A 25,275-nucleotide genomic window follows, 5' to 3' on the forward strand; every position below is an offset into this window, starting at 1 on the left:
CGGTGGAACACGAAGACCTCCGTTGTGATCGGTGATGGCGTCAGACACCAGCACCACACACGGAGGTCTTCGTCATGATCAACCCAACACGCCGCTCAACCGTCAACAACGTCCATGGTCACTACAGGTAGCCGTTCCGATCGGACGCGATCACCTGCGGCAAGCCCGCCGTGTCGAACGTCCGGCGCAGCGTCGCGACATACGTCTGCACCACCGCGCGGGCGGTCGTGGGCGGCTCCTCGCCCCAGATCACGCCGATCAGCCGTTCGGCGGGCACCGTCCGGCCGGAGCCCAGCAGCAGCGCGGCCAGCAGTGTGCGCGGTTTGGCCCCCGGGAGCGCGATCGGCCCCGACGGGCCCGCCACCTCCATCGGCCCGAGCAGAGAAAACCTCATCCGTCCCTCCCCCAGAGCGGATCCAGCCACAGCGCGCCCCTCTCGCTGTAGCTCGCGTTGAAGCGTGGCTACAGCGGCCTCCCGGAGCCTCTGTGTCGTCCCACTCCACATCATGCTCAGGAAAGGTCGTCATGAACAGCTCCGGTTCTCCCAGAGCGGTACGGTTCGCCGCCGCGGTCATGGTCCTCGTGACCCTCGTCGCAGGCTTGCTCACGTTCGGCACGCGGAACGAGGCGAGTGCCGCGTCCACAGTGGGCGGCGTGATCACGCGCGCCGAGATCATCGCCCGCGCCAAGTACTGGTACGACCGGGGTGACACCTGGTACAGCCAGGACCAGGCGGACGCGATCTCCGACGGCACCGGCGGCAAGTACCGGCCCGACTGCTCCGGTCTCGTCGCGATGGCCTGGCATCTGCCCAAGAAATCCGACGGCTGGGACCTCAACACCGGCGACTTCGAGTCCTACTCGCACAAGTCCTGGCTGCCGAGCCTGCACGATCTGCTGCCCGGTGACGCACTGCTCAAGAACGGTCACATCGAGCTGTTCGAGAAGTGGGTCGACCCCAAGGACCACTCGGCGGGCGCCTGGGTCTACTCGGAAAACGACTACGGCCAGAAGACCAACCACAACACCAACTCCTGGTCGGAGATGACCACCTACCGCGGTATCCGCTACGACAAGGTCATCGAGAAGTCCCTCGACGGCGGGGACTTCGACGGCAACGGCGTCGGTGACATCTACGCGACCGGAACCGGCACCTTGACCATCTGGAACGGCAAGGGCAGCAACAACTTCGGCACCGCGGACCCCGTCGGCGGTGGCTGGGAAGGCTTCACCCGCCCCGCGGCGGGCGACTTCAACAAGGACGGTAAGACCGACCTCGCCGCGGTGAAGAACGGCACGCTCTACGTTTGGAACGGCAAGGGCGGCAACAAGTTCGGCGCCGCCGACGCCGTCGGCAGTGGCTGGGAACCCTTCAGCGCCCCCGTCGCAGGCGACTTCGACAACGACGGCATCAGCGACCTCTCCGCGGTCAAGGACGGCACGCTCTACATCTGGAACGGCAAGGGCAACAACCACTTCACCCCCGCCGACACCATCGGCGGCGGCTGGGAACCCTTCACCGCGCCCATCGCGGGCGACTTCAACGACGATGGCAAGAGCGACCTCGCCGCCGTCAAGGACGGCACCCTCCACATCTGGAACGGCAAGGGCGGCAACAAGTTCGGTGCCGTCGACGCTCTCGGCGGTGGCTGGGGCGACTACCAAGCGACCCTGATGTCCCTCGGCGACGTCAACAAGGACGGCCACTCCGACATCGGCGCCATCAACAAGACCAGCGGCACCCTCTACCTGTGGAACGGCAAGGGCGGCAACAAATTCGGCCCCGCCGACGCCCTGGGTGGCGGCTGGCTCCCCCACTTCTGACCGCTTCCGTCCCCACCCCACGACCTTGGAGGGTCGACCAGTGTCGAAGAACTTCACCCGCCGTGTGACCACGGCAGCCCTGACCGTCTTCGCGATCACCGCCCTGTCCCCCGTCGCGCACGCCGAAGAAGAACCGGCCGGCTTGGTGACCGCCGCCTACGCCACGGCCCCGTGCGACCGCTCGGGCACGACCAGCGGCGACGCCGCCCTGGCCACCCAGCTGAACGGCACCCTGACCGCGAAGATGCGGGGTTACCTGACCGCGTACCGGATGTCGTGCGCCCGCATGGTCGTCGACGCCGTCCGCGATCGCGGGCTGAGCCAGAGAGCCGCGGCCATCGCCATCGCGACGGTGATCGTCGAGACGAGTCTCCAGAACATCAGCGAGGAGGTCGACCACGACAGCCTCGGCCTGTTCCAGCAACGCGCGTCCTGGGGCAGCGCGACGAACCGGCTCAACCCTGTCTGGGCCACCAACGCCTTCCTCGACAAGATGGTGCGGGTGTACCCGAACGGGTCCTGGAGCTCGGCGCCGATCGGCGAGGTGTGCCAGGCGGTGCAGGTCTCGGCCTATCCGGACCGCTACCAGACCGAGGCCGGTGACGCGCAGAAGATCGTCAGCGCACTGTGGCAGCGGTCGACCGCGGACGGCGGGGACTTCGACGGCAACGGCGTCGGCGACATCTACGCCACCGGAACCGGAACTCTGACGATCTGGAACGGCAAGGGCAGCAACAACTTCGGCACCGCGGACCCCGTCGGCGGCGGTTGGGAAGGCTTCACCCGCCCCGCCGCCGGCGACTTCAACAAAGACGGTAAAACCGACCTCGCCGCAGTGAAGAACGGCACCCTCTACGTCTGGAACGGCAAGGGCGACAACAAATTCGGCACCGCCGACGCAGTCGGCAGCGGCTGGGAGCCCTTCAGCGCCCCGGTCGCAGGCGACTTCGACAACGACGGCATCAGCGACCTGTCGGCGGTCAAGGACGGGACCCTGTACATCTGGAACGGCAAGGGCAACAACCACTTCACCCCCGCCGACTCGGTCGGTGGCGGCTGGGAACCCTTCACCGCGCCCATCGCGGGCGACTTCGACAACGACGGCAAGACCGATCTTGCGGCGGTGCGGGATGGCAACACGCTCTACATCTGGAATGGCAAGGGCAGCAATAAGTTCGGTGCCGCCGACGCAGTCGGAAGTGGTTGGGGCGACTACCACGCCACGCTGATGTCCCTCGGCGACGTCGACAAGGACGGCCACTCCGACATCGGCGCCATCAACAAGACCAGCGGCACGCTGTACCTGTGGAACGGCAAGGGCGGCAACAAGTTCGGCCCGGCCGACGCTCTCGGTAGCGGCTGGCTTCCGCACTTCTGAGGTGGTCAGGGTCAGCGAAGGAACGGTTCGTGGCGCCGTTGCTGGCGCAGAGACTCGATCTGCCGCGTGGTGTCGAGCGAGACACTGACCAGGAAGACGAGCACCACCTGCAGGGTCACCCCGGCGACGAACAGCGTCGCCGGGGTGACGCGTAGCAGGGCCAGACCGGCGACCGGGAGCAGCGCGACCACTCCCAAGCTGAACGCGCCGAAGGCGATGATCCGGCGGTTCACGTGGTCGAGGTACTCGGCGGTCCAGTTCCCCGGCCGGATCCCGGGGACGAAACCGCCTACCCGCACCAGCTCGCCCGCCACCTTGTCCATGTCCTGCGCCACGGCCGCCCTGACGAAGGCGAAGAGGCAGACGAGGACGAAGTAGACCGCGATCCACCAGGGATCTCCCAGGCCGAAGGGAAGCACCCACAGCAGGACCGCGGCGAGCACGGCCGGGCTGTTCGCTTGGGGGAAGCGAAGGGGAATGTAAGACGGAGTGCCGCCGAAAGCGCGTCTGCCGATCATCCGCTTGGCGTACTGCACCGGGACGCGGCGCTGCCCCTGCGCGACGACGATCGTGATCACGGTGATCGACAGTGTCACCACGGCCATCACCACGACGGCGGCCCAGCCCGTCCTTTCGTACAGGCGCAGGAACTCCGGCGGCAGCACCGCCAGGACCTGCGCGAGCAGCAGGATCCGGACGCCATCACCGAAACCCCGGTCGGTGATCAGCTCGGTCAGCCGAAGGACCACCGCGGTGCCCGCGGTCAGGCACGCCACCGTCACGGCTCCGTCGAGAACGTCCTGGGCACCGGACACGACCAGGCCGACGGCACCCAGCAGGCCGAGCACGACGACGAGCCGTCGCCGGTACCGCGTCAGCACCCGGGCTCCGGCTTCACCTTCCGCCCGGAGCGCCGCCAGCCGCGGGATCAGGACGATCAGCGCTCGCAGGACGAACGGGGCGAGCAGGCAGGGAAGGACACCGAACCCGAACACCGTGGCCAGGCGACCGCCGGTGAGGAGGTCGAGGATCCAGCGCCACGAATGATCGCTCAGCGGCGGGCGGACCGGCTGGGGCGTGGGCAGGCTCTGCCCCAGCCGGAACAGCACGATCACGCCCAGCGTGACCAGGATCCGGCGGCGGAGGGGGTTTCGTTCGTTCATCGTGGCTCACGTTAGGAACCACCGATGAAATTACGATGACACCGTTCGTCAGAGCAGCGGCGCCCTCGACAGCGCCTCCCGGAGCTTGCCGAGCACCTCGTCGGGCGTGCCCTCCGCGGTGCAGCCTGCCGCCTGGCGATGTCCTCCACCGCCCAGTTCCCCGGCCGCGGCCGACACGTCGACGCCGCCCGCCGAACGGAGCGAAACCGTCCATCGCCGCTGTGGCCCGATCGGCTCGGCCTCCTTGAGCACCACGGCGACCCCGGCCTCGCGAGTGGACCGGACGACGTCGACGACGGCTTCGACCTCTTCGGCACGGACGGACCGCGCGACGTCGAGCGTCACGACCGCGTGCGCGAGGCCAAAGCCGCGAGCCTCGTCAGGCTCCAGCCGGGCGCCTGCGAGGACCTCCGAAAGCATCGGCAGCCACGCGAACGGGTGGTCGTCGACGATCTCGCGGACCACCTTGTCCGGGTCGACACCGGCTTCGAGCAGCTTCGCGGCCATCAGATGGGTGGACGGCCGGGCCCGACGGAACCCGCTCGTATCCGTGACCAGCCCCGCGTACAGGCAGCGCGCGATCGGCTCGTCGATCTCGGTGCCGAGCTCCTCCAGCAACGCGAAGACGAGGACCGCGGTGGCTTCGGCGGTGTCGTCGACGACGTGGTGCGTGCCGTAGAAGACGTTGGACGCGTGGTGGTCGATCACCAGGACGTCGCCGCCCGCCGCGCGGACGGCGTCCACCCGCGGCGCGAGTTTCCCGAGCCTGCCCGGCGTGGGCGTGTCGAGCGCGACCAGCAGCCGTTCGCTCTCCGGCAGCTCGCTCGCCGGGACGTAGAGCCCGCCGACGTCCAGGCTCCGCAGGGTTTCGGGCATCTCCTCGGGTTCGCCGACGGAGACGCGGACCTTGACGCCGCGCAGCTGAAGCGCCCGGCCCAGCGCCAGCGCGCTGCCGAGCGCGTCGGCGTCCGGGCGGACATGGCCGAGCAGGGTCACGTCGGTGGCGCGCGCCAGGAGGGCGGCGGCTTCCTTCAGGTTCGGCACTGGAGTGGCTGTCACAATCAGTCAAGCTACGCTCTACCGGATGTCCGAGTACGCGATCCTGGTCTACCCGTCCGCCAACCGGGTCTACACCGACTCCACTCCGGCCCTCCTGCGCGCGGAGCTGGCGGTGTTCGGTCTGTCCGCTTTGGAGACCGAGGTCTCCGAGATCGGCGAGACGGAACTCGGCGGCGTCGGCTACCTCACCTTCACCACGCCCGCACCGCTGAGCGAACGCGATCTCGCGCTCCTGTCGAACCTTTCGGCGCTGTACGCGCTGTTCGAACTCGGCGACGGCGTGCTGAAGCCCGTGACGATCAGCCCGCTCGCGAACTTCGACTCGGATCTGCTGACCATCCAGAAGTACCCGGGCAAGACGAACGAGCTGTTCACCAAACTCCTCGTCAACGTCACCCTGTTGTCGAGGGCGGAGCCTGCCGCGATGCTGGACGGGCCGCTGCACCTGCTCGACCCGCTCTGCGGCCGCGGCACGACGCTGAACCAGGCGATGATGTACGGCTTCGACGCCACCGGCCTCGACGTCGACGGCAAGGATTTCGACGCCTACGAGATGTTCGTCAAGACCTGGCTGAAGCAGAAGCGGATCAAGCACAGCGCCGAATCCGGTCAGGTGCGCCGCAACAAGGTCCGGCTCGGCAGGCGGCTCGACATCGGGTTCGGGATCACCAAGGAGCGGTACAAGGCGGGCGAGGTACGCCGGCTGAGCTACCTCAACTGCGACACGCTCACCACCGACGAACTGCTGCGGCCGAACTCGGTGGACCTCATCGTCACCGACGCCCCGTACGGCGTGCAGCACGGCAGCCACCGCACCCAGGACGCGTCGCTCGCGCGCAGCCCGCGCGATCTGCTCGCGGCCGCGGTCCCGGTGTGGACGCGGGTGCTGCGCCCGGGCGGCGCGCTCGGCATCTCGTGGAACACCAACGTCGCGCCGCGCGAGGAACTCGCCGCGATCCTGGACAAGGCGGGCCTGGAGGTCCGGGAGGACGGCCCGTACGCCGGCTTCGCCCACCGGGTGGACCAGGCGATCGTGCGAGACCTGATCGTCGCCTCCAAACCCCTCTAGCCCCCTCCCGCGTTTCGTCCTCTGAATGCGGTAGTTGGCATCGCGCACTATCGCATTCAGAGGACGAAACGCGGGGTCAGGCGATGCGGTCCCCCACGAACTTCAGCACGTCGGGCATGATCTCGCGCCAATAGTCGTCGTTGTGCGCGCCCGGGGTCATCTTCGCGACGGCCGGGTCCAGTGCCTTGATGAGCTTGCGGTCGGCACGGGCGAAGGGATCCGAATTCCCGCACCACACGCCCGTCGCCTCGGCGGAAAGGTCGCCGGTGTGCAGCAGCGGCTCATGCGATTCCCACTGCGCGCGATCCTCGAAGACCTTGCGGGACTTGGCATCGGGCCAGCTCACGAACAGCGCCGCGCTGGCGACCGCGACAGCCTTGAGGTTCTTGTGGTCGCGGGCGTAGCGCAGTGCGCCGAACCCGCCCATCGAGATCCCGAACATCGCCGACGGCGGCCGCAGCTGGCGCTGGGCGAGCCAGCCGGGCAGCTCGTCGGACAGCATCCGCTGCGGGTCGTCGTCCTTGCCGACGTCCACCCAGTAGTTGTCCCCGTCGACGGCGGCCACCGCGAAACCGGGCATCCCGGACGCGACGGCCCGGTTCAGCGCGTCCTGCACGCCCAGGTTCAGGAACGTCCTGGCGTCCGCGCCGCGCCCGTGCAGGGCGACGCAGACCGGCATCCCGACCCGGGACACGCCGTCCGGCGCGATGATGACGAGGTTGACGTCGCGATTCCGCGCCGCCGACCGCATCTTCTGCACCGTGACCGCTTCGGTGAGCGGGGTCGGGGTGGACGGCGGGGCCACCGGCGGCGGCCCCACCAGAGGTGGTTTCTCGGCGCCGCAAGCGGAAAGCAGCGCCGAGCCGCCGAGAGCCGCGGCTCCCAGCAGGAGACCACGCCGGCTCACGGCGTGGTCCGGTCCCTCAGCGACGGGTCTCCTCGTCGGCGAACTCATCGTCTTCGGCCTCTTCCCGCGGCGGCTTGTACGGGTCGGCTTCGCCGGCGTGCTGCGCCCCAGTGGCCCGCCGGGCGACCTCGGCATCCGCTTCCCGCGCCTTCGCGAGAAGGTCTTCGATGCGCTTGGCGTCCTCAGGAATACTGTCGGCCACGAAGGCCAGCGTCGGAGTGTAGCGGACTCCGGTGCCCTGACCGACCTTCGTGCGCAGGACGCCGCGGGCGGATTCGAGCGCCGCGGCGGCACCGGCGTGGTCGGGCGTGGACTCCAGGTTTTCGCCGAGCACCGTGTAGTAGACCGTGGCGTCGTGCAGATCCGCCGTGATCTTCGTGTCGGTGATCGTCACGTGGTTGAGCCGCGGATCCTTGATGTCGTGCTCGATCGCGTGCGCGACGATCTGTGAGATCCGCTTGGCGAGCTTACGAGCCCGAGCGGGGTCGGCCATGGGATTTCGTCTCCTCGAAAGATCTTCTTTAGTCATCCGGGCCGAGCAGCCGGCGGTGGCTGGAGAGCAGTTCGAACTCCGGCCTCCCGGCCACGAGGCGCTCACACGAGTCGAGCACGTCACGAACGTGCTCGCCACTCGCCGCGACCACGGCCACACCGATCAGCGCGCGCCGGTGCAGGTCTTGATGGCCCGCTTCGGCGACGGAGACGTCGAAACGCCTGCGCACCTCGGCCAGCACCGGTTTGATCACGGATCGCTTCTGCTTGAGCGAATGGACGTCGCCCAGCAGGATGTCGAGCTCAAGAGCTCCTACGAACATGTGGGGTTCTGGGTTGTTTAGAAGTGAAGCGGCGCTCCCCCGCCCAGATGCGGAGGAGCGCCGCCCGTGTCACTTACGCACGCGGCTTTTCGCGCTGCTCGTAGGTCTCGATGATGTCGCCGACCTTGAGGTCGCTGTACGACCCCAGCGTCAGACCACACTCGTACCCGTCGCGAACCTCGACCACGTCGTCCTTGAACCGCCGCAGCGAGCTGATCGGCAGGTTCTCGGCGATGACGGTCGCGTCGCGGAGCAGACGGGCCCGCGCGTTGCGGCGGATCTCGCCCGAGACGACGAGACAACCGGCGATGGTGCCGATCTTCGACGACTTGAAGACGTCGCGGATCTCCGCCTTGCCGAGCTCGACCTCTTCGTACTCCGGCTTGAGCATGCCCTTCAGAGCCTGCTCGATCTCCTCGATCGCCTGGTAGATGACCGTGTAGTACCGGACGTCGACGCCTTCGCGGGTGGCCCGCTCGGTCGCCTTGCCCTGCGCACGGACGTTGAAGCCCAGGACGATCGCGTCGGACGCGGTCGCCAGGTCGATGTCGGACTCGGTGACGCCACCGACACCGCGGTGCACGACGTTGAGTTCGACGTCGTCGCCGACCTCGAGCTGCACCAGCGAGGCTTCGAGCGCCTCGACGGTACCGGAGTTGTCACCCTTGATGATCAGGTTGAGGCTGTTCGTCTCCTTCAAGGCGGAGTCGAGGTCCTCGAGGCTGACCCGCTTGCGACGCGACGCGTTGAGGGCGTTGCGCGTCCGGGCGGAGCGGCGCTCGGCGATCTGCCGGGCGACGCGGTCCTCGTCGACCACCAGGAAGGTGTCGCCCGCACCCGGCACCGAGGTGAACCCGATGACCTGGACGGGACGCGACGGGTACGCCTCGGTCACGTCGACGTTGTGCTCGTCGACCATCCGGCGGACGCGGCCGTAGGCGTCACCCGCCACGACCGAGTCACCGACGCGCAGCGTGCCTCGCTGGACCAGCACCGTGGCCACCGGACCGCGACCGCGGTCGAGGTGGGCCTCGATCGCGACACCCTGGGCCTCCATGTCCGGGTTGGCCCGGAGGTCCAGCGCGGCGTCGGCGGTCAGCAGGATCGCCTCGAGCAGGCCGTCGATGTTGATGTTCTGCCGCGCGGAGATCTCGACGAACATCGTGTCGCCGCCGTACTCCTCGGCGACCAGGCCGTACTCGGTCAGCTGCTGCCGGATCTTGTCCGGGTTCGCGCCTTCCTTGTCGATCTTGTTGATCGCGACCACGATCGGCGCCTTGGCGGCCTGCGCGTGGTTGATCGCCTCGACCGTCTGCGGCATCACACCGTCGTCGGCCGCCACCACGATCACCGCGATGTCGGTCGAGTTGGCACCACGGGCACGCATGGCGGTGAACGCCTCGTGACCCGGGGTGTCGATGAAGGTGATCAGACGCGGGGTGCCTTCGAGCTCGGTCTCGATCTGGTAGGCGCCGATGTGCTGGGTGATGCCACCGGCTTCACCTTCGCGCACCTTCGTCTTGCGGATCGTGTCGAGCAGGCGGGTCTTACCGTGGTCGACGTGACCCATGATGGTCACGACCGGCGGACGGACCTGCAGATCCTCTTCCTCACCCGCGTCTTCGCCGTAGGTGATGTCGAAGGTCTCGAGCAGCTCCCGGTCCTCTTCCTCGGGACTGACGACCTGAACGTTGTAGTTCATTTCGCCGCCGAGCAGTTCCAGGATGTCGTCGGACACCGACTGCGTCGCGGTGACCATCTCGCCGAGGTGGAAGAGCACCTGCACCAGCGAAGCCGGGTTGGCGTCGATCTTCTCGGCGAAGTCGGTCAGCGAGGCACCACGCGGCAGGCGGATCGTCTCGCCCTGCCCCTTGGGCAGACGGACACCACCGACGCTGGGCGCCTGCATGTTGTCCATGTACTCCTGGCGCTTCTGCCGCTTCGACTTGCGGCCCTTGCGCGAGGGACCACCGGGACGCCCGAAGGCACCCGCGGTACCGCCACGGCCACCGGGGCCGCCACGACCGCCGCCGCCACCGCGGAAGCCGCCGCCACCGGCCGGGGCGCCGCCCCCACCGGGACCGCCGCCACCGGGACGGAAACCGCCGCCACCGCCGCCGGGACGGAAACCGCCACCGCCGCCGCCACCGGGACCGCCGCGGAAACCTCCGCCGCCGCCACCGGGACCGCCACGAGCGCCGCCGCCGGGGCCACCACGGGCTCCGCCGCCGGGCCCACCACGGCCGCCACCGGGACCACCGGCCGGACGGGCCGGGCGGCCCGGCATCATGCCGGGGTTCGGGCGCGGGGGCATGTTGCCCGGGCTCGGCCGGTTACCACCGGGCGCGCCGCCACCGGGGCGGGGAGCCGGACGGTCGCCGCCCTGGCCGCCACCGGGACGCGGCGGACGGCTGTCGCCGCCCTGCTGGCCGCCACCGGGACGCGGGCCGGACGGACGCGGGGCCGGGGAACCGGAACCCACACCGAACGGGTTGTTGCCGACGCGCGGGGTGCGCGGGCCGGGCTTCGGGCCGCCGGGCTTGGGGCCCTGCGGCTTGGGCGGCACGACCGAACCCTGCGACGGCGTCTGGGACGCGGGCGGGGTGGCCGGTGCCGCCGGGGTCTCCTTCTTCGGCTCGGCCGGAGCGGCCTTCGCCGCCGGAGCGACCTCTTCCTTCGGCGCCGGCGGCCGGGGGCCGGGGCGCGGACCCGGGCGGGCACCCGGGGTGGCGGGACGGGACGGCTGCTGGGCCGGAGCCGGAGCCGACGGGGCTTGGGCGGACGCCGCGGGGGCGGCCGGGGCCTCGGTCTTCGCCGCGGGCGCGGGCGCAGCGGGCTTCGCGGCCGGAGCCGGGGCAGCGGGCTTCACCGGCGGGCGCGGGCCGGGAGTCGGGACGGGCTTCTTGCTCTGGCCGTCCTTGGACGAATAAGCGTCACGAAGACGCCGGGCCACGGGTGCCTCGACGGTCGACGACGCGGACTTCACGAACTCGCCCTGGTCCTTCAACTTGGCGAGAACTTCCTTGCTGGTGATGCCGAGCTCTTTCGCGAGCTCATGTACTCGGGCCTTGCCTGGCACAGCTCTCCTCATCTGGGGAGGCCGGCGGCAGACCCGCAGACCTCGTCCTATTGTCGCGCGTTCATTGATTCAGCTTCACGGCTGACTCATGACGGGTCGACCTGCTTCCTGATTCCATCCGGCACCGGGGATGTCCCGGCGCCCTTTAGCCTTCGGCGTGCCGCTCCAGGCGTTCGTGGACACCCTGGGCGTCGAGCGACCCCGGAACACGAAGTGCTCGGGGGAACGCCCTGCGCCGCTCGGCCTTGGCCAGACAGTCCGGCACGGGGTGCAACCAGGCACCCCGGCCCGGCAGCCGCCGACGTTCGTCGACGACCAACCGACCGTCCGCCGCGACCACTCGCAGCAACTCGCCGATCAAGGCCCGCTTACGGCAACCCACACAGGTGCGAACCGGGGTTTCCCGGTCATGCTGGAGGTCGGTTCCCGGCCGCGGGCTCTGAACCACTCGTAAGTCTAGCGCTTCGACCTTCACTCAGCCGAACCGGTTGCCGCGGCGGGCCGCGCCTGCCCGGCGTGTGCTTCGTCACCCTGCTCAGGGGCGGCGTCGCTGCGGATGTCGATCCGCCAGCCGGTGAGCCGGGCGGCGAGGCGGGCGTTCTGCCCCTCCTTGCCGATCGCGAGCGAAAGCTGGAAGTCCGGCACGACGACGCGGGCGGTCTTGGCCCGCTCGTCGACGACCTTCACCGATACAACCTTCGCGGGCGACAGCGCATTCCCGACGAACTTCGCCGGGTCTTCGGAGTAGTCGATGATGTCGATCTTCTCGCCCGCGAGTTCGCTCATCACGTTGCGCACCCGCGCGCCGACCGGGCCGATGCAGGCGCCCTTGGCGTTGACGCCGGGCACCGTCGAGCGGACCGCGATCTTGGTCCGGTGTCCCGGTTCCCGCGCGACGGCGGCGATCTCGACCGTGCCGTCGGCGATCTCGGGGACCTCCAGGGCGAACAGCTTGTGCACCAGCTTCGGGTGCGAACGCGACAGCGTGACCTGCGGGCCGCGGTTGCCGCGCGAGACGGTGACGACGTAGGCCTTGATCCGGTCGCCGTGCTCGTAGGTCTCGCCGGGCACCTGCTCGATCGCGGGCAGCACGCCCTCGATGTCGCCGACCTGGATGACGACCATGCCACGGGCGTTGGCGCGGGCGTCGCGCTGCACCACGCCGGCGACGAGCTCGTTCTCCTTGGCGGAGAACTCGCCGAAGGTCTTCTCGTGCTCGGCGTCGCGAAGACGCTGCAGGATGACCTGCCGCGCGGTGGTCGCGGCGATCCGCCCGAAGCCTTCGGGGGTGTCGTCCCATTCCTCGTCGGTCTGGCCGTCCGGGGTGAGGGTGTGCGCGAGGACGCGCACCAGCCCGCTCTTGCGATCGATGTCGATCCTGGCGTGCGGCTGGTGGCCCTCGGTGTGCTTGTACGCGGTGAGCAGCGCGGTTTCGATCGCTTCGATCACCGTCTCGAAGGGGATGTCCTTGTCCCGTTCGATCGCGCGCAGCGCGGCGATGTCGACGTTCACTTCGGCTCCTCCTTCGGCTCCGTGGTGGCGGCGTTCAGGGCCGACGCATCGGTTTCCAACAGTTTCAGGTCCTCGGCAGGTGGTTGCTTGAACTCGATCTCGATGACCGCCTTGGTCACCGAGGCGTAAGAGACGTCCCGGATCTCGCCGTCCACGAGCACGCGCGCGGACTTCTCCCCCGCGTGCCCGACCCGGCCGATGAACGCCGCGCCTTCGGCCGGGGTGACCTTGACGAGACGGAACTTCGCGCGCCGCCAGTGCCGCTGCACGGTCAGCGGCCGGTCCAGGCCCGGCGAGGTGACTTCGAGCGTGTACGCGCTCGCGATCACGTGCTCGTTCTCGTCGAGCGCGGCGGAGACCGCGCGGCTGACGCCCGCCACCTCGTCCAGCCCGACGCCGTCGTCCCCGTCGACGACGACCTTGACCAGCTGACGGCGGCCTGCCTGCTGGACCTCGAAGGAATCGAGGTCGAAACCCGCGGCCTTGACGGCTTCGGCCACGATGGGCTCCAGCCTGCTGGCGAGGTCGTTGGGCACGGTGGAGTGCTCCTGTTCGGCTGTGGGCGACCCGGCGGCGTGGATCCGGGTTCGGTAGTGGACCAGCTTATCCGGTCACCCCCGCGTGACGCGCGAGCGGCGGCCCCGCACGGGGTACTGGCAGGATGGGGCGGCGTGACCGGAAGATCGACAGAGCCGAGCCGTCGCACTTTCCTGCGGATGGGGGCGATGGCCGTGCTGGCCGTGCCGCTGGCGTCCGCCTGCTCCCCCGGCTTCGACGAAAGCCCCGACCCGCTGGGCCCGTTGCTGCGCGCGGCGGAGACCGACGCGGCCGGCGCGAAGGCGCTGGGCGCCGAGGGCGAAGCGGTCGCCACCGCGCGGGCCGCGCACGCGGCGGCGCTCAAGACCGAGGTGGACCGGCTGAACCGGCCGAAGCCGGAGCAACCGGGTCCGGCGGCGATACCACCGCCGTCGTCGCTCGATGGGCTCAAGGAACGGCTCGCCGTGGCCCGTAAACAGGCCGAAGGTCTCGTGCCCACCCTGCCGCGCTACCGCGCCGGGATGGTCGCCTCGATCGCGGCGGGCTGCGCGGCGCTGCAGCAGAGTTCGGAGAAGCTCGGCCGCGGCGACGACGCCGGAGCCGTCGAGGTGCCCGCCGGGGTCCAGCTCGGCGGCGAGGCGGCGGAGGCCGTCCAGCAGGCGCTGGCCGCCGAACACGCGGCGATCTGGGTGTACGGGCTGGTCAGCGCGTACCTGCCCGCGGCGTTCAGCGGCGCGGTGTCGCGGGGTACGGCCGAGCACGTCAAACGCCGTGACGTCTGCGAACGCATGCTTTCCGCGGCGGGACAGGCGCCCGCCGGGCCGGAGGCCGCGTACGTGCCGCCGAGGCCGGTGACCGAGGCGAATTCGGCGATGGAACTGGTGGCGACCGCCGAAGCGGACGCGTCCGCGGCCTGGCTCGGCGTGGTCGACCGCACCGACGACGCCGCTTTGCGGACGACGGCGCTGAACGCGCTGATCGGGTCGGCGCGGCGGGGGACGGCGTGGCGGGCGGAGTTCGGCGCGAAACCGGTGGCGATCGCGATGCCGGGCCAGTCGGCCTGACCTCATGTCATGAAAGGGCCGTTCAGGACAAAAGATGTCCTGAACGGCCCTTTCATGACACTTCGGAGGCGGGTCCGGTCAGCGGCGCAGGTCGCCCGAAAGCCGCAGGGCGTCGGTCGCGATCTTCTCCAGCACCGGCTTGTCCTTCTGTTTGTCGTAGAAGCCGGCCAGCACGATGGCCACCTCGGGCCCGGTGACGTGGGAGTCGTAGGCCGCGTCCTGCCCCGAGATCTTCGGCGCGCCCTGCGCCTTGAAGGTCCCATCGCGCACCAGGTCGGACACGTTGCCCGTGCCGTCCTTGTCGGTCAGCGCCTTGAGCTGGGTCGCGGTGACCTCGCCGGGCATGGTGACCAGGACGACCGACACGAGCGCCTTCTTCCCGCCGGTCTCGGTCGTGTACAGCGCCCGCGACAGGCGCGTGCACGGCGTGTCGGTGAAGAACTTCTTGGTGTCGCCGTAGGCCTTGCTCGCGCAGTCGGTGGTGACCTGCGGGCCTTCGACCAGCGTGTACTGGAACTGGCCGGTCTTCTCCGGCGGGTCCGCGACCGGCGTCGGCTCCGGCTCGTGCCGGATCAGCCACCAGAGCAGGGCCGAGACGACCGCGATGGCGACCAGCCCGCCGCCTTTGAGCGCCAGGGCCTTGGTGTCCCTAGGCGGCTTCGGCGCGGACGGCGGTCCGCCCGGCCCTGCCGGTCGCACCGGCTGAAGCCGGGTCGTTTCCGTCGGTCCCGGGGTAAATTGCGCACCAACCACGGGAACATACGGTAGTTCACGCGCTCCCGGCGGTTCACCTGAACGTGCTTATCACCCGTTCGACGTCGTCAGCCGTGTTGTAGAGGTGGAAGCCGAATCGCTGCCTTCCGGCCCGGGTACCGGCCACGATGCCCGCTTCCGCCACCCGGCGGGCGTCGGCGTCGAGCGAGACGATCGCACTCCCCTGACCGGGTGAGCCGATCGCTTCGCGGAGTGAGTCGGCGAGGCCCACGCAGTGCGCGCGGACGGCTTCGAGGTCCAAGGACGCGAGGTAGTCGAGAGAGGCGGCGGCGCCGACGAACGCGAGCCAGGCCGGAGACAGGTCGAGCGACCGGGCGCCCTCCGCCAGGCGCAGCGGGAGTCCGTAGACGGTCTGCCAGCGGTCTTCGCCCGCGTACCAGTTCGCGGCGACCGGCACGGCCCGCTCCAGCACCCGCGGATGCGCGGCCAGCCAGGCCGCCCCGCGCGGCGCGAGCAGCCATTTGTAGCCCGCGGCGACCACCCAGTCGGCCCAGCCGAGGTCCAGCGGCCGCCATCCGGCGGCCTGGGTGGCGTCGAGCAGGACCGCCGCGCCCGCCGCCTCGGCCGCGGCCCGGAGCGCGGCGAGGTCGACCTGGGCACCGTCCGCCGACTGGACGACGCTGACCGCGACGAGGTCGTGCCCTTCGACGCGCTCGGTCAGCTCGGCCAGCGGGACTTCGGTGACCTTCACCCCGCGGTGCGCCTGGGCCGCGAAAGGGAAGGTGACGCTCGTGAAGTCGTTCGCGGCGACCAGGACACTGGCGCCGTCGGGCAGTCCGGCGGCCACGTTCGCGATCAGCTGCGACACGGACGCCCCGACCGCGACCCGCTCGGCGGGGACGCCGATCAGCGCGCCGAAGCCCGCCCTGGTCCGCGCGACGGGCTCGTCGAAGTCGGCAGGCCGGGCCTCGCCGCGCCGCCACCGTTCGACCGCCTCCGCCACCGCGTCGGCCACGTGCGACGGCGGGATGCCGATGCTGGGTGTGTTCAGATAGCCGGACGGGACGGCGAATTCGGCTCCGAAGGTCTGCATGCTCCCGAGGTTAATGAGATTCCGGGAGCAGGGCCGCGACGTCGGCGTAGGACGGCGGGATCAGCGGGAGTTCGCCGCCGTCGCGCACGGCCTCCACCGTGCGCAGCGTGGCGGCCAGCGCCATCCGGTACGGCAGCGACCCGAGGCTGATCCGGGCGACGCCGAGCCCGGCGAGCCCCGCGACGGTGACCTTGCCGGGCAGGAAAAGCAGGTTCACCGGCACCCCGACGGCCTTCACCAGCCGTTCGACCTCCGCGGCCTCGGCGAGCCCCGGCACGAACACTCCGTCGGCGCCCGCGTCCACATAGGACAGAGAGCGGTCGATCGCGGCGCCGATGTCGGGCGCTCCCAGCCAATGCGTGTCCGTGCGGGCGTTGACGAACAGACCGGGAGCGCGGTCCTTCACGGCCGCGATCTTGGCCGCGTGCCGCACCGGGTCGCCGAGGACGTCTTCGAGGTTGATGCCCGCGACACCGGCTTCGGCGAGCTCCGCCGCCAGCGCGCCGACCTCGCCCGGGTCTTCGCTGAACCCGTCGGCGAGGTCGACGCTGATCAGCGCGTCCAGCCCGGCGAGCCGTCGCGCCAGCCGGACGGTGGCGTCCTTCGAGGACGGGGCACCGTCCGGCTCGCCCTCGGCGGCCGAGACCCCGAGGCTGGTCGTGCCGAGCGCCGGGAAGCCTTGCGCGGCCAGGAAGGCGGCGGTACCGAACTCCCAGACGTTCGGCAGGAGCAGCGGGGAACCGGGGACGTGGAGTGCGGCGAATGCGGTCATGGCACGACGGTAGCCAGCGGACGCTTCGGTGACGGCCGAAGCGTCAAGCCCGTTCCAGGAAGGGCGTCAGCAGTTCCGGCACCGATTCCTCCGCGAACAGCAGCCCCTGCTCCTCCCCCGCGTCGTACACCGAGTACGCCCCGGCACCGGCGGCCGTGGTCGCCACGACGGTCAGCAAACCCTTGCGCCGCTGGAAGATCGACTGCTTCACCGTCCAGCCGATCACGCCGTCACGCTCCAGCGCGAACGTGCTCCGCCGCACGGTGCCATGCCGTCCGACCAGGTACCGCCCGGTGATCCCGTGCCCGAGGTTGCGGTAGGCGTCCAGCGCCAGCAGCACCGACGCGGGCAGCAGCACCACGCCGAGCGCGGCGCCGATCACCAGCAGGACGTCGGTCAGCAGGAAGCCGAGGATCGCGAAGATCGCCAGCAGGACCACCACCGAGCCGATCCACCAGCGCAGCAGCCGTCCCCGCGCGGCGCGCGGGTGCCCGGTCAGCCGGACGGCTTCGGTCGGCGAGACCGGTTCGCGCAGCACCGCCGCGGCGATCCGGTTGGCCGTCGCGACCGGCGCGGCGGGCAGAAGCGTGTGGTAGTCGGTCTTGTCCTTGTCGTCGCTTTGGCGCATGCCGGTGGCGATCGCGTCGACCCGCGCCGCGCCGGAGATCCGGTTCCCGAGCGGCTCCACGAGGTCGATGCCGCGCATCCGGCGTTCCTCGATCGAGATCGAGCGCGTGGTGAACAGGCCCCGGCGCACCCGCAGCGTGCCGCCGGCCTCCCGGTCGAGCCGGTAGTTCCACCACATCTCGACCCACAGGCCCAGCGCGCCGACCAGGCCGACGAGCATCGCGATCGCCAGCAGGATCAGGATCGCCACCACCAGTGGGATACCGCGGAACAGGCCGATCACCCAGTCGATCAGGCCCTTCTGCAGACCCGCCCATTCGGAGACCTGCATGAGCCCGCCGCCCGCGGCGAGCCCCAGCGCCGGGGTGAGGAACGACATCGGCGCGTAGCGGATCCAGCTCCGGTCGAGTTCGGCCAGCGGCGCGTCCTCGTCGGTCTCCACGATTTCCGCGCGGCGCAACAGTTCCGCACGCAGCCGCTCGGCTTCGGCGCGCGAGACGGGGTTGAGCTTGATCCGGCCCTGCCCGCCCGACTCGTGCGAGCCGGTGCCGATGGTCACCACCGCCACGCCGAACAGCCGGTGCAGCGGGTTCGCCGTCAGGTCGACGTTGCGGATCCGCTCGCGCTGCAGGGATTTCCGCGAGCGGAAGACCAGGGTGAACGCCGTCTCCAGACGTTCCGGCGTGAGCCGGTAGCGAACCCCCTTCCAGTAGAAGAGGTCCGCCAGCACTCCGCCGACGACGAGGACCAGCCCGCCCGCCACGACCCAGGCGAGCGCGACCCAGAATCCCGCGCCGCCGCCGACGATCGCGGCCGTGGTCGGGATCGCGGCGCCGACGGCCGCGCCGGTCATCATCACCGCGGTGACGGCGAGTGTCCGCTTGTCGAGCGTGTTCCAGCCCTCGAATTCGCCCGAGGTCATGTCGCGTCCCCCGGCGTCGCCTGCGTCGTTTCGGTGAGCTGCTCCGCCAGGCTCGCGGCCAGTTCGTGGTCGAGGCCGCGGATCTTGACCGCGCCCCGAGCCGACGCCGTGGTGACCGTGACGGTCGCGAGCTTGAACACCTGCTGCAGCGGCCCGCGCAGGGTGTCCACGGTCTGGATCCGCGACATCGGCGCGACCCGCCACTCCTGCCAGAAGAACCCGGAGCGCGCGTACACCGCCGTCTCCGTGACTTCCCAGCGATGCACCTTGAACCACCACAGCGGCATCGCGATCACCCACGCGAGGCCCAGTACCGCGAACACCACCGCCGGTGTCAGCAGCCAGAACCGCGCGGGCGTGATGAGCAGCCCGAGCACCACCAGCACCAGCACCGGCGCGCCCCAGAAAAGCGTTCCCTGCAGCCGCCACCAGCCCACGACGCGCTGATCCAGCACGTTCCGCGGCGGCCGCAGCCGCACCTTCCCCCGTTCGGCTTCCACCGAGTTCACCCCCGAGCTCGTTTACAATGCGATCGCATCGTAATAACCTGGGACAGTAGTGGCAATGCGATCGCATTGCAAACGGCGGAACGGATGGTGAAGGTGCCGAAACAGGTGGATCACGCCGCGCGCCGCGCGGAGATCGCCGAGGCGCTGACGCGGCTGACGGCCACGCGGGGCCTCGAAGGAGTCAGCCTCCGGCACGTCGCCGCCGAAGCGGGCATGTCGATGGGCTTGGTGCAGCACTATTTCAAGACCAAGGACGAGATGCTGCTGTTCGCCGTCGAACGCCGCTCGCAGGTCTACGAAGAGCGCATCAAGGCCCAGCTGGAGGCCGGCGAACTGCCGTCGACACCGCAGGCCATCATCCGCGCGATCATGGTCGAGATCCTGCCGCTCGACGAGCGCCGCCGCGGCGACTGGCTGATGGGTGTCGCGTTCTTCATCCGCGCGATCTCCGACCCCTCCTTCACGGCCGCGTTCACCGACGGTGTCCCGCAGCTGTTCGAGCTGCTCGCCCTCCTGATCCGCCAGGGTCAGGAGGCGGGCACTGTCGACAAATCGGCCGATCCGATGCACGAGTCCGCGATCCTGTGGGCCCTCGCCGATTCCCAGGGCACCAACATCGTGATGAAGCACCGCACACCGGAAGAGGCGTTGTCCACAGTGGACTACTACCTCGACCGGCTGTTCGGTTCAGCTCCCGCCGGATGAGGACGCCGCCGACGCCCGCACCGCCCGTAGCTCCCGGAACAGCTTCCGCAACGCGGGGACCGCGTCCCCGCCACGCTCGCCCAGTTCTTCGATCCGGTCCCGGTGGCGACGCCTGTCCCGGCCCGAAACGACACCGCGGAGCTCCACTGCGGCCACCAGCGCGGTGAGCGCGGCGTCAACGGTGTCCACATCGGACGCCGGCGCCGGACCGCGCAACGCCTGATCGACCGAGGCCCGCAACCTTTCCACGACGGCCGGATCCCGCACGACCGGACGGCGCGACGGGAACAATCCCAGGATCCGGGCGGTCTTCAAGTCGATCACACCCGCCGCGTCCAGCTGGGACTCCAGCGACTCCAGCGTGCCGCGCGCGTCCTTGCGCACCCACCCTTTCCACTTGCGCGGGCTCTCCCGGCCGATCTCGGCCAGCAGCTCGTCGAGGACGAGGTCCCCGGTCGGCCCGGCGCCCGTCACCGCGACCCGGCCGTCCGCGTCGGTGACGCGGCCGCGCAGCACGAGGTCGGTGAGCGCGGCGCCGCGGATCAGCAGGCCCGCGCGCGCCCGGTCGCGCAGCTTGGCCTCGCCGACGTCGCACGCGAGCAGATAGGCCTTGGCGGGTAACGAAAGTTCGGTCATCGTCAGTGCCTTTCCAGTTTGGGCCAGATCTCGTCCCAGGAACCCCGTCTACCGTCGTACCGCCACAGCAGTCCTTCCACCACCGGGGTCACCGTGGCGAAGTATGGCTTGAGCAGCCCCGGATCGAATCCCAGGAACAGCACGCCGTCCGCCGAATCCGGGGGCCGGTCGAAATACCAGTAGCCGCGATGTCCACTGTAGACGTGGTCGATGCCGTACCGCCTGCCGTAGAACTCCGTGGCGGCGGCGAACGGATAGATCTCGGCGTAGACCGCCGTGCGTGCGCGCTGATCCGGCGGCAGGGCCGCGTACGCCTCGCCGACCGCCTTGACCAGTTCCTGTTGCGGCAGTTCACCACCGGCGAAGGAACTGCCGAGCGCGATCGGCCCGAAGCTCGTCCTGGCCATGGTCGCCGGATAGATCGGCAGGCCCGCGAGGGTGATCACCGCCGAAAGCACCATCACCGGCCACGCCACCGGCCGCCATCGGGGGACGTGCTTCGTGAAGCCCGTCGCCGCGGCGGCGAAGGGCAGCGCGAAGACGCCCATCAGATAGTAGGAACGTCCGTGCAGCACCAAGAACGCCACGATCAACGCGGCTATCACCACCCCCAGGAAGCGATAGCCGCGAAGTTCGCGGGAGAGGTTCAGCCGGACGAGGCCGTAGACGAACGCGAGCACACCGGCCCCGACGCCCGCGGTCAGGAAGCCGTCGCGCAGGAAGGGCCACGTGCCGGGGAATTCCGCCGAGACGACGTCGTTCATGATCAGATACGGCCAGCCGTTCCGCGCCTGCCAGAGCAACGTCGGGATCGTCGCGACGACGGCGATTCCCGCGCCGAGCCACAGTTTCGGCCGCCGCACGAGCTCCCTCGGCCCGAGCACCAGCGCCGAGAGCAGGGCGAGCACCCAGAAAGCCGGGATGAGGAACTTCGTCTGCAGGGAGACGGCGGTGACGACGCCCGCCCAGACCAGCAGCCCGTCCCGGCGGACGCGAACCCAGCGGACGACCAGCCAGACGATCACCGTCCAGAGGAACGGATCGAAGACGTAGGTGCCGATCCAGTGACTGACGACGATCACGCCGGACGTCGCGTAGAGCCCGGCCGCGAGCACCTGGGCGCCGCGTCCGCCGCCCAGTTCCCTGGCGATCAGCGCGGTGACGACCACACCGGCGGCGGCCGCCAGGGTCATCGGCAGCCGCAGCATCACCAGCGAACCGGGGAACAGGATGTCCATCGCCCCGGCCAGGGCGGGGATCAGCGGCGGCTGGTCGAAGTAGCCCCACGCGAGGTGTTCCTTGCCCGCCATCAGGAAGTACAGCTCGTCGAAACCGTGCGCGTAGCGGCCGCTCGTGGCCAGCAGCGCGCCCCCGGCCAAGGTGGCGACGACGAGCACCGGGAGACGGGCGAAGGTCTGCTCCCGTCCTGTTCGGACGGTTTGGGTCGCGATGCTCATGATCTCCAGTCCAGCCGAGACGCTCCTGTCCGGATACCGGGTAAGGAGGGTCATGGCATAGACGAAAGTTGCGGATCACCCCGTCGCGGTCGCCGGGTGGTTACCGTGATCCGGTGGAGAGAAGCAGGTCGTTCCGGCCGGGCCCGGTCGACACCGGGTGGCTCACGCTGGCGGCGCTCGCGTTCGCAGGCCTGGACGTCACGCTGTACGTGTTCGGCGAACCGACGTCCGGCTGGGCGGGGCCCGCCGCGGGCGTCACCCTGCAGGTACTGCTCGATCTCTCGCTGATCCTGCTGTTCCGGTTCCCCCGGCTGGTCGCGGGCCTGATCGTGGCGGGCGGGCTGCTGATGCTCGCCTCGGATCTGCTCTCCCCCGGCCTGCTGGTGCCGGAACGGCAGCTGACGCTGATGACCGTCCCGACCATCACCCCCGTGGTGCTCAGCCAGCTGGCCCGCCTGATCGACCGGCGGACCCTGCTGTGGCTGACCGCGATCCTGGCGGTCTGCGCGTCCCGGCCGTGGGACGCGCACTGGAACACCACCCCGTTCGGGCTGCTGAGCACGGCGCTGCCCACGACGCTTTCGCTGTATTTCGAGGCCCGGCGCCAGTTGCTGCGCTCGCTGCGGGACCGCGCGGAACGGGCCGAACGCGAACAGCACCTGCTCGCCGAACGCGCCCGTGCCGAGGAGCGGCGGAAACTGGCCGAGGAGATGCACGACGTCGTCACGCACCGGTTGAGCCTGATGGTGCTGCACGCCGGCGCGCTCGGCGTCGTCTCGGCGGACGAGGCGGTGCGGACCTCCGCCGAGGACATCCGTCGCGAAGGCGCGCTGGCGCTGGACGAACTGCGTGATCTCGTCGGGGTGCTGCGCAACGGCGCGAACGCCGGGCCGCCCACCCCGACCGAGGGCCAGGCGGGCGATCCGGCGACGCTGGTCGCCGAATCGGCGTCGGTGGGCATCTCGACCGAACTGATCGTGCGTGGCGACCCCGGCCGGATCTCCCCGACCGTCGCCCGGACGGCGTACCGGGTCGTGCAGGAAGCGCTGACGAACGTCCGCAAACACGCGCCGGGCTCGTCCGCGACCGTCGAACTCCGCCACCACGCGGACGGTGTGGACGTCGCGGTGGAGAACACGCGCGCGGGCGCCCCACCGGATCCGGCGCTGGCGGGCAGCGGTTCGGGCGCCGGGCTGGCCGGCTTGCGGCAACGGGTCGAGCTGATCGGCGGCCGGTTCGCGGCGGGGCCTCGGCCGGGCGGCGGATTCCGCGTCGATGCGATACTGCCCGCCTACGTCCCGACGGCGGAAGGGGATCGGTGATCCGGGTGGTCGTCGTCGACGACGAGCCGATGGTCTGCGCGCATCTGCGGACGATCCTCGGCTCCGCGGCCGACATCGAGGTGGTCGCGCAGGCGCAGGACGGCGCCGAGGCGGTGGAGGCCGTGATCCGGCACAAGCCGCGCGTGGTGCTGATGGATCTGCGGATGCCCGGGGTCGACGGGCTGACCGCCATCGAACGGATCGCGAAACTCCCGGAGCCGCCCGCGGTCGTCGCGCTGACGACGTTCGACGCGGATACCTACGTCATCCGCGCGCTGCGGGCCGGCGCGGCCGGGTTCCTGGTGAAATCCACCCCGCCGGAGGAGCTGATCGGGCTGGTCCGGGTCGCGGCCGACGGGCATACGGTGCTCTCCCCCGAAGCGGCGCGCCGTCTGGTGGCGATGTCGGCCGACGGGCGGCGCCGCGGGGACGACGCGCGCCGGAAGACCGAAGGGCTCACCGAACGCGAAATAGACGTCCTCGCCTGTCTCGGCGAAGGACTGTCCAATGCGGACATCGCGGCGCGGCTGCACCTGGCGGAGGCGACGGTGAAGAGCTACGTGTCGCGGATGCTGGTCAAGCTGGGCTGCGCGAACCGGACCCAGGCCGGACTGCTCGCGCACGAGGCCGGTCTGGTCAAGCGGTGAGCTGACCGTCGTAGCTCTTGCGGGCGTCGAGCACCTCGCCCATGTGGACACGGGCCCACTTGTCGAGCATCTCGAGCGGTTCGGCGAGGTTGCGGCCGAGGTCGGTCAGCTCGTACTCCACATGCGGAGGTATCTCCGGATACGCCGTGCGCGTCAGGATCCCGTCACGGACAAGGCTGCGCAGGGTCTGGGTGAGGACCTTCTGCGAAATGCCGCGCACGCGTTTGCCGATCTCGGTGAACCGGAGCGGGCCGTCGCCGAGCACGCCGACGATCAGCACGGTCCACTGGTCGCCGATGCGGTCGAGCAGCGCGCGGGTCGGGCAGTCGGGGTCGTACGGGTTTCCGAGCACGTGACCTCCTCACTCTCCCGGGGAGAGTAACACGCTCAACGAGAGGGAGCGGGCTGCATCAACGCCTCGAACAGCAGGATCAGATGGCGGCGGCCGCGCTCCCAGCGCGCCTCCAATTCGGTCTGGTCGCGGGTCGCCCAGCTGGCGATGAGGATGCCGCGGACGACGTCCATCGCCGTGTACACCGCGTGCAGGAACTCCGGATGCGCCGAATGGTCCGGCAGCAGGGCCTTGCCGAACTCGACCAGGCTGCTCGTCGCGATCGGCTCGACCACCGCCATCTGGGCGCGCAGTTCCGCGTCGGTCCGCGACGCCACCCACAGCTCGACGGTCGCCGAGAAGACCGGTCCCTGGTGCATCTCCCACAGCAGCTGCAACGCGTCCCCGACCGGGTCGGCCGAGGCCTTGAGCCGGTCGATCTCCGCCATCGCGACCTCGGTGCGCTTGGCCGCGAGATGCCGGATCGCCGAGGTGACGAGGTCGGTCTTGGTCGGGAAGTGGTGCACCTGCGCGCCGCGGGTCACCCCGGCGCGGTCCGCGACGCGGGTGGTCGTGGTGCCCGCGTAGCCGTACTCGACGAGACAGTCGATCGTGGCGTCGAGCAGCCTGACGCGCATCGCGGCGCTGCGTTCCTCCTGCGTGCGTCGTGGGGCTGCCATACGCCTACTTTATGGTGCGCCGCGCGAGGCGCGCGCCACGAGGCTCTCGACCATGCGCCCGATGAAGTGGCCGAGGAAGCGGCGATACAACCAGCCGGTGCCCGGGATCTTGGCCGTGAACGTGGAATGCCAGTGGATCGCGGTGCCGTTCCGCTCGGGGGTGAGGTCGACGTAGGCGCGGTAGTCGCGCACCGGGAGCCCCTTCTTCAGCGAGTAGCCGAAGCGTTTGCCGGGTTCGAGCGCGATGACCTCTTCGCAGCTGTTGACGCCGTTGGTGCTGAAGACGCCGATGGCGCCGAGACCGTTGGCGTCGCCCTTGTCGAGCAGGCGGAACGAGCCCATGGGCGACCAGTCGGGCCAATGCTCGCGGTCCACGAGGAGCGCGTAGACGGCATCGGGGCTCGCGCTCGTGTGGCCGTGGACGGAAATGCGCTGGATCTTCGCCATGCGTTC

27 protein-coding genes are annotated in these 25,275 nt (G+C 70.1%); 7 read left to right on the forward strand and 20 right to left on the reverse strand.

Translation table 11 applies throughout. The annotated features are described in order from the left end of the window. Positions 1-121: 121 nt before the first annotated feature. Positions 122-394 carry a winged helix-turn-helix domain-containing protein gene (locus DMC64_RS36235; protein ID WP_233629936.1) on the reverse strand — a complete coding sequence of 91 codons (273 nt, stop codon included), beginning with the start codon at positions 392-394 and terminating at the stop codon, positions 122-124. Positions 395-525: 131 nt separating this feature from the next. Between DMC64_RS36235 and DMC64_RS36240 the strand changes: the two genes are divergently transcribed. Both DMC64_RS36240 and DMC64_RS42805 read left to right on the forward strand, forming a co-directional pair. Continuing rightward, entirely contained in the window at positions 526-1,824 is a 1,299-nt protein-coding gene (locus tag DMC64_RS36240; protein ID WP_125737191.1) for a VCBS repeat-containing protein, read from the forward strand. Between the two features lie 64 nt (positions 1,825-1,888). Beyond that, positions 1,889-3,202 (forward strand): VCBS repeat-containing protein, encoded by a 1,314-nt coding sequence (locus tag DMC64_RS42805; RefSeq protein WP_158634290.1) that lies wholly within the window; start codon positions 1,889-1,891, stop codon positions 3,200-3,202. Between the two features lie 11 nt (positions 3,203-3,213). Here the strand turns inward: DMC64_RS42805 and DMC64_RS36250 are convergent, their stop codons facing one another. Continuing rightward, positions 3,214-4,365, reverse strand: coding sequence for a preprotein translocase subunit SecY (locus DMC64_RS36250; protein ID WP_125737192.1), 1,152 nt, complete (start codon positions 4,363-4,365; stop codon positions 3,214-3,216). A gap of 48 nt (positions 4,366-4,413) precedes the next feature. Then, on the reverse strand, positions 4,414-5,409 hold the full coding sequence (locus DMC64_RS36255; protein ID WP_081975924.1) for a bifunctional oligoribonuclease/PAP phosphatase NrnA: 996 nt from the start codon (positions 5,407-5,409) through the stop codon (positions 4,414-4,416). A 40-nt stretch (positions 5,410-5,449) separates the two neighbouring features. Between DMC64_RS36255 and DMC64_RS36260 the strand changes: the two genes are divergently transcribed. After that, a complete protein-coding gene (locus DMC64_RS36260; protein WP_199755207.1) occupies positions 5,450-6,493 on the forward strand; it encodes a TRM11 family methyltransferase in 1,044 nt (347 codons plus the stop codon). Between the two features lie 76 nt (positions 6,494-6,569). On the opposite strand, the gene DMC64_RS36265 is transcribed toward DMC64_RS36260, so the two are convergent. The 7 genes from DMC64_RS36265 to rimP form a co-directional block, all read right to left on the reverse strand. Further along, on the reverse strand, positions 6,570-7,400 hold the full coding sequence (locus DMC64_RS36265; protein ID WP_037343057.1) for an alpha/beta hydrolase family protein: 831 nt from the start codon (positions 7,398-7,400) through the stop codon (positions 6,570-6,572). Between the two features lie 16 nt (positions 7,401-7,416). Next, positions 7,417-7,893: a 30S ribosome-binding factor RbfA gene (rbfA, locus tag DMC64_RS36270; protein ID WP_007029396.1), complete on the reverse strand. Its 477-nt coding sequence runs from the start codon at positions 7,891-7,893 to the stop codon at positions 7,417-7,419. 28 nt (positions 7,894-7,921) lie between these two features. Continuing rightward, the gene (locus tag DMC64_RS36275) at positions 7,922-8,215 is read right to left on the reverse strand and encodes a DUF503 domain-containing protein (RefSeq protein ID WP_016332602.1); all 294 of its coding nucleotides are present in this window, start codon (positions 8,213-8,215) and stop codon (positions 7,922-7,924) included. A gap of 73 nt (positions 8,216-8,288) precedes the next feature. Continuing rightward, the gene (gene infB / locus DMC64_RS36280; RefSeq protein WP_125737193.1) at positions 8,289-11,294 is read right to left on the reverse strand and encodes a translation initiation factor IF-2; all 3,006 of its coding nucleotides are present in this window, start codon (positions 11,292-11,294) and stop codon (positions 8,289-8,291) included. A 145-nt stretch (positions 11,295-11,439) separates the two neighbouring features. Continuing rightward, positions 11,440-11,742, reverse strand: a complete 303-nt coding sequence (locus DMC64_RS36285) for a YlxR family protein (protein WP_052120881.1) — start codon at positions 11,740-11,742, stop codon at positions 11,440-11,442. 23 nt (positions 11,743-11,765) lie between these two features. Beyond that, positions 11,766-12,806 (reverse strand): transcription termination factor NusA, encoded by a 1,041-nt coding sequence (gene nusA / locus DMC64_RS36290; protein ID WP_037343050.1) that lies wholly within the window; start codon positions 12,804-12,806, stop codon positions 11,766-11,768. Continuing rightward, the gene (gene rimP / locus DMC64_RS36295; protein ID WP_037343048.1) at positions 12,803-13,342 is read right to left on the reverse strand and encodes a ribosome maturation factor RimP; all 540 of its coding nucleotides are present in this window, start codon (positions 13,340-13,342) and stop codon (positions 12,803-12,805) included. Before rimP ends, nusA begins: the two co-directional genes overlap by 4 nt. Positions 13,343-13,477: 135 nt before the next feature. On the opposite strand from rimP, the gene DMC64_RS36300 reads away from it, so the two are divergent. Further along, entirely contained in the window at positions 13,478-14,407 is a 930-nt protein-coding gene (locus tag DMC64_RS36300) for a ferritin-like domain-containing protein (RefSeq protein WP_125737194.1), read from the forward strand. 78 nt (positions 14,408-14,485) lie between these two features. On the opposite strand, the gene DMC64_RS36305 is transcribed toward DMC64_RS36300, so the two are convergent. The 5 genes from DMC64_RS36305 to DMC64_RS36325 all read right to left on the reverse strand — a co-directional run bounded on the left by DMC64_RS36305 (position 14,486) and on the right by DMC64_RS36325 (position 19,044). Next, complete coding sequence (locus tag DMC64_RS36305) at positions 14,486-15,106, reverse strand: hypothetical protein (RefSeq protein WP_125737195.1); 621 nt, start codon at positions 15,104-15,106, stop codon at positions 14,486-14,488. A gap of 88 nt (positions 15,107-15,194) precedes the next feature. Then, entirely contained in the window at positions 15,195-16,214 is a 1,020-nt protein-coding gene (locus DMC64_RS36310; protein ID WP_125737196.1) for an aminotransferase class V-fold PLP-dependent enzyme, read from the reverse strand. Positions 16,215-16,224: 10 nt separating this feature from the next. Further along, positions 16,225-16,986, reverse strand: a complete 762-nt coding sequence (locus DMC64_RS36315) for an isocitrate lyase/phosphoenolpyruvate mutase family protein (RefSeq protein WP_125737197.1) — start codon at positions 16,984-16,986, stop codon at positions 16,225-16,227. 43 nt (positions 16,987-17,029) lie between these two features. Further along, the gene (locus DMC64_RS36320) at positions 17,030-18,535 is read right to left on the reverse strand and encodes a PH domain-containing protein (protein ID WP_125737198.1); all 1,506 of its coding nucleotides are present in this window, start codon (positions 18,533-18,535) and stop codon (positions 17,030-17,032) included. Beyond that, entirely contained in the window at positions 18,532-19,044 is a 513-nt protein-coding gene (locus DMC64_RS36325) for a PH domain-containing protein (protein ID WP_125737199.1), read from the reverse strand. Before DMC64_RS36325 ends, DMC64_RS36320 begins: the two co-directional genes overlap by 4 nt. Positions 19,045-19,128: 84 nt before the next feature. Between DMC64_RS36325 and DMC64_RS36330 the strand changes: the two genes are divergently transcribed. Then, entirely contained in the window at positions 19,129-19,749 is a 621-nt protein-coding gene (locus DMC64_RS36330; RefSeq protein WP_125737200.1) for a TetR/AcrR family transcriptional regulator, read from the forward strand. Here the strand turns inward: DMC64_RS36330 and DMC64_RS36335 are convergent. Both DMC64_RS36335 and DMC64_RS36340 read right to left on the reverse strand, forming a co-directional pair. Then, positions 19,732-20,385 carry a GPP34 family phosphoprotein gene (locus tag DMC64_RS36335; RefSeq protein ID WP_125737201.1) on the reverse strand — a complete coding sequence of 218 codons (654 nt, stop codon included), beginning with the start codon at positions 20,383-20,385 and terminating at the stop codon, positions 19,732-19,734. The genes DMC64_RS36330 and DMC64_RS36335 overlap by 18 nt on opposite strands. A gap of 2 nt (positions 20,386-20,387) precedes the next feature. Beyond that, on the reverse strand, positions 20,388-21,842 hold the full coding sequence (locus DMC64_RS36340) for a glycosyltransferase family 39 protein (protein ID WP_125737202.1): 1,455 nt from the start codon (positions 21,840-21,842) through the stop codon (positions 20,388-20,390). Between the two features lie 113 nt (positions 21,843-21,955). Here DMC64_RS36340 and DMC64_RS36345 point away from each other — a divergent pair, with 113 nt between their 5' ends. Continuing rightward, a complete protein-coding gene (locus DMC64_RS36345) occupies positions 21,956-23,164 on the forward strand; it encodes a sensor histidine kinase (RefSeq protein WP_125737203.1) in 1,209 nt (402 codons plus the stop codon). Next, positions 23,161-23,811 (forward strand): response regulator transcription factor, encoded by a 651-nt coding sequence (locus tag DMC64_RS36350; protein WP_125737204.1) that lies wholly within the window; start codon positions 23,161-23,163, stop codon positions 23,809-23,811. Before DMC64_RS36345 ends, DMC64_RS36350 begins: the two co-directional genes overlap by 4 nt. On the opposite strand, the gene DMC64_RS36355 is transcribed toward DMC64_RS36350, so the two are convergent. The 3 genes from DMC64_RS36355 to DMC64_RS36365 are packed head-to-tail and all read right to left on the reverse strand — an operon-like array spanning position 23,801 to position 25,269. Next, positions 23,801-24,163: a helix-turn-helix domain-containing protein gene (locus tag DMC64_RS36355; protein ID WP_125737205.1), complete on the reverse strand. Its 363-nt coding sequence runs from the start codon at positions 24,161-24,163 to the stop codon at positions 23,801-23,803. The genes DMC64_RS36350 and DMC64_RS36355 overlap by 11 nt on opposite strands. A 35-nt stretch (positions 24,164-24,198) precedes the next feature. Beyond that, a complete protein-coding gene (locus DMC64_RS36360; protein ID WP_016332589.1) occupies positions 24,199-24,780 on the reverse strand; it encodes a TetR/AcrR family transcriptional regulator in 582 nt (193 codons plus the stop codon). 51 nt (positions 24,781-24,831) lie between these two features. Beyond that, positions 24,832-25,269 (reverse strand): SRPBCC family protein, encoded by a 438-nt coding sequence (locus tag DMC64_RS36365; protein WP_125737206.1) that lies wholly within the window; start codon positions 25,267-25,269, stop codon positions 24,832-24,834. Between the last annotated feature and the right edge of the window lie 6 nt (positions 25,270-25,275).

Source organism: Amycolatopsis sp. WAC 04197, from assembly GCF_003947475.1.
GTDB lineage: Bacteria > Actinomycetota > Actinomycetes > Mycobacteriales > Pseudonocardiaceae > Amycolatopsis > Amycolatopsis japonica.

What these genes read in the sequence shown, in the direction of transcription:
- DMC64_RS36235 (WP_233629936.1), bottom strand. Translation starts at nt 394, where the DNA reads ATGAGGTTTTCTCTGCTCGGGCCGATGGAGGTGGCGGGCCCGTCGGGG.
- DMC64_RS36240 (WP_125737191.1), top strand. Translation starts at nt 526, where the DNA reads ATGAACAGCTCCGGTTCTCCCAGAGCGGTACGGTTCGCCGCCGCGGTC.
- DMC64_RS36250 (WP_125737192.1), bottom strand. Translation starts at nt 4,365, where the DNA reads ATGAACGAACGAAACCCCCTCCGCCGCCGGATCCTGGTCACGCTGGGC.
- DMC64_RS36260 (WP_199755207.1), top strand. Translation starts at nt 5,450, where the DNA reads ATGTCCGAGTACGCGATCCTGGTCTACCCGTCCGCCAACCGGGTCTAC.
- rbfA (WP_007029396.1), bottom strand. Translation starts at nt 7,893, where the DNA reads ATGGCCGACCCCGCTCGGGCTCGTAAGCTCGCCAAGCGGATCTCACAG.
- DMC64_RS36275 (WP_016332602.1), bottom strand. Translation starts at nt 8,215, where the DNA reads ATGTTCGTAGGAGCTCTTGAGCTCGACATCCTGCTGGGCGACGTCCAT.
- DMC64_RS36310 (WP_125737196.1), bottom strand. Translation starts at nt 16,214, where the DNA reads ATGCAGACCTTCGGAGCCGAATTCGCCGTCCCGTCCGGCTATCTGAAC.
- DMC64_RS36315 (WP_125737197.1), bottom strand. Translation starts at nt 16,986, where the DNA reads ATGACCGCATTCGCCGCACTCCACGTCCCCGGTTCCCCGCTGCTCCTG.
- DMC64_RS36320 (WP_125737198.1), bottom strand. Translation starts at nt 18,535, where the DNA reads ATGACCTCGGGCGAATTCGAGGGCTGGAACACGCTCGACAAGCGGACA.
- DMC64_RS36330 (WP_125737200.1), top strand. Translation starts at nt 19,129, where the DNA reads ATGGTGAAGGTGCCGAAACAGGTGGATCACGCCGCGCGCCGCGCGGAG.
- DMC64_RS36335 (WP_125737201.1), bottom strand. Translation starts at nt 20,385, where the DNA reads ATGACCGAACTTTCGTTACCCGCCAAGGCCTATCTGCTCGCGTGCGAC.
- DMC64_RS36340 (WP_125737202.1), bottom strand. Translation starts at nt 21,842, where the DNA reads ATGAGCATCGCGACCCAAACCGTCCGAACAGGACGGGAGCAGACCTTC.
- DMC64_RS36360 (WP_016332589.1), bottom strand. Translation starts at nt 24,780, where the DNA reads ATGCGCGTCAGGCTGCTCGACGCCACGATCGACTGTCTCGTCGAGTAC.
- DMC64_RS36365 (WP_125737206.1), bottom strand. Translation starts at nt 25,269, where the DNA reads ATGGCGAAGATCCAGCGCATTTCCGTCCACGGCCACACGAGCGCGAGC.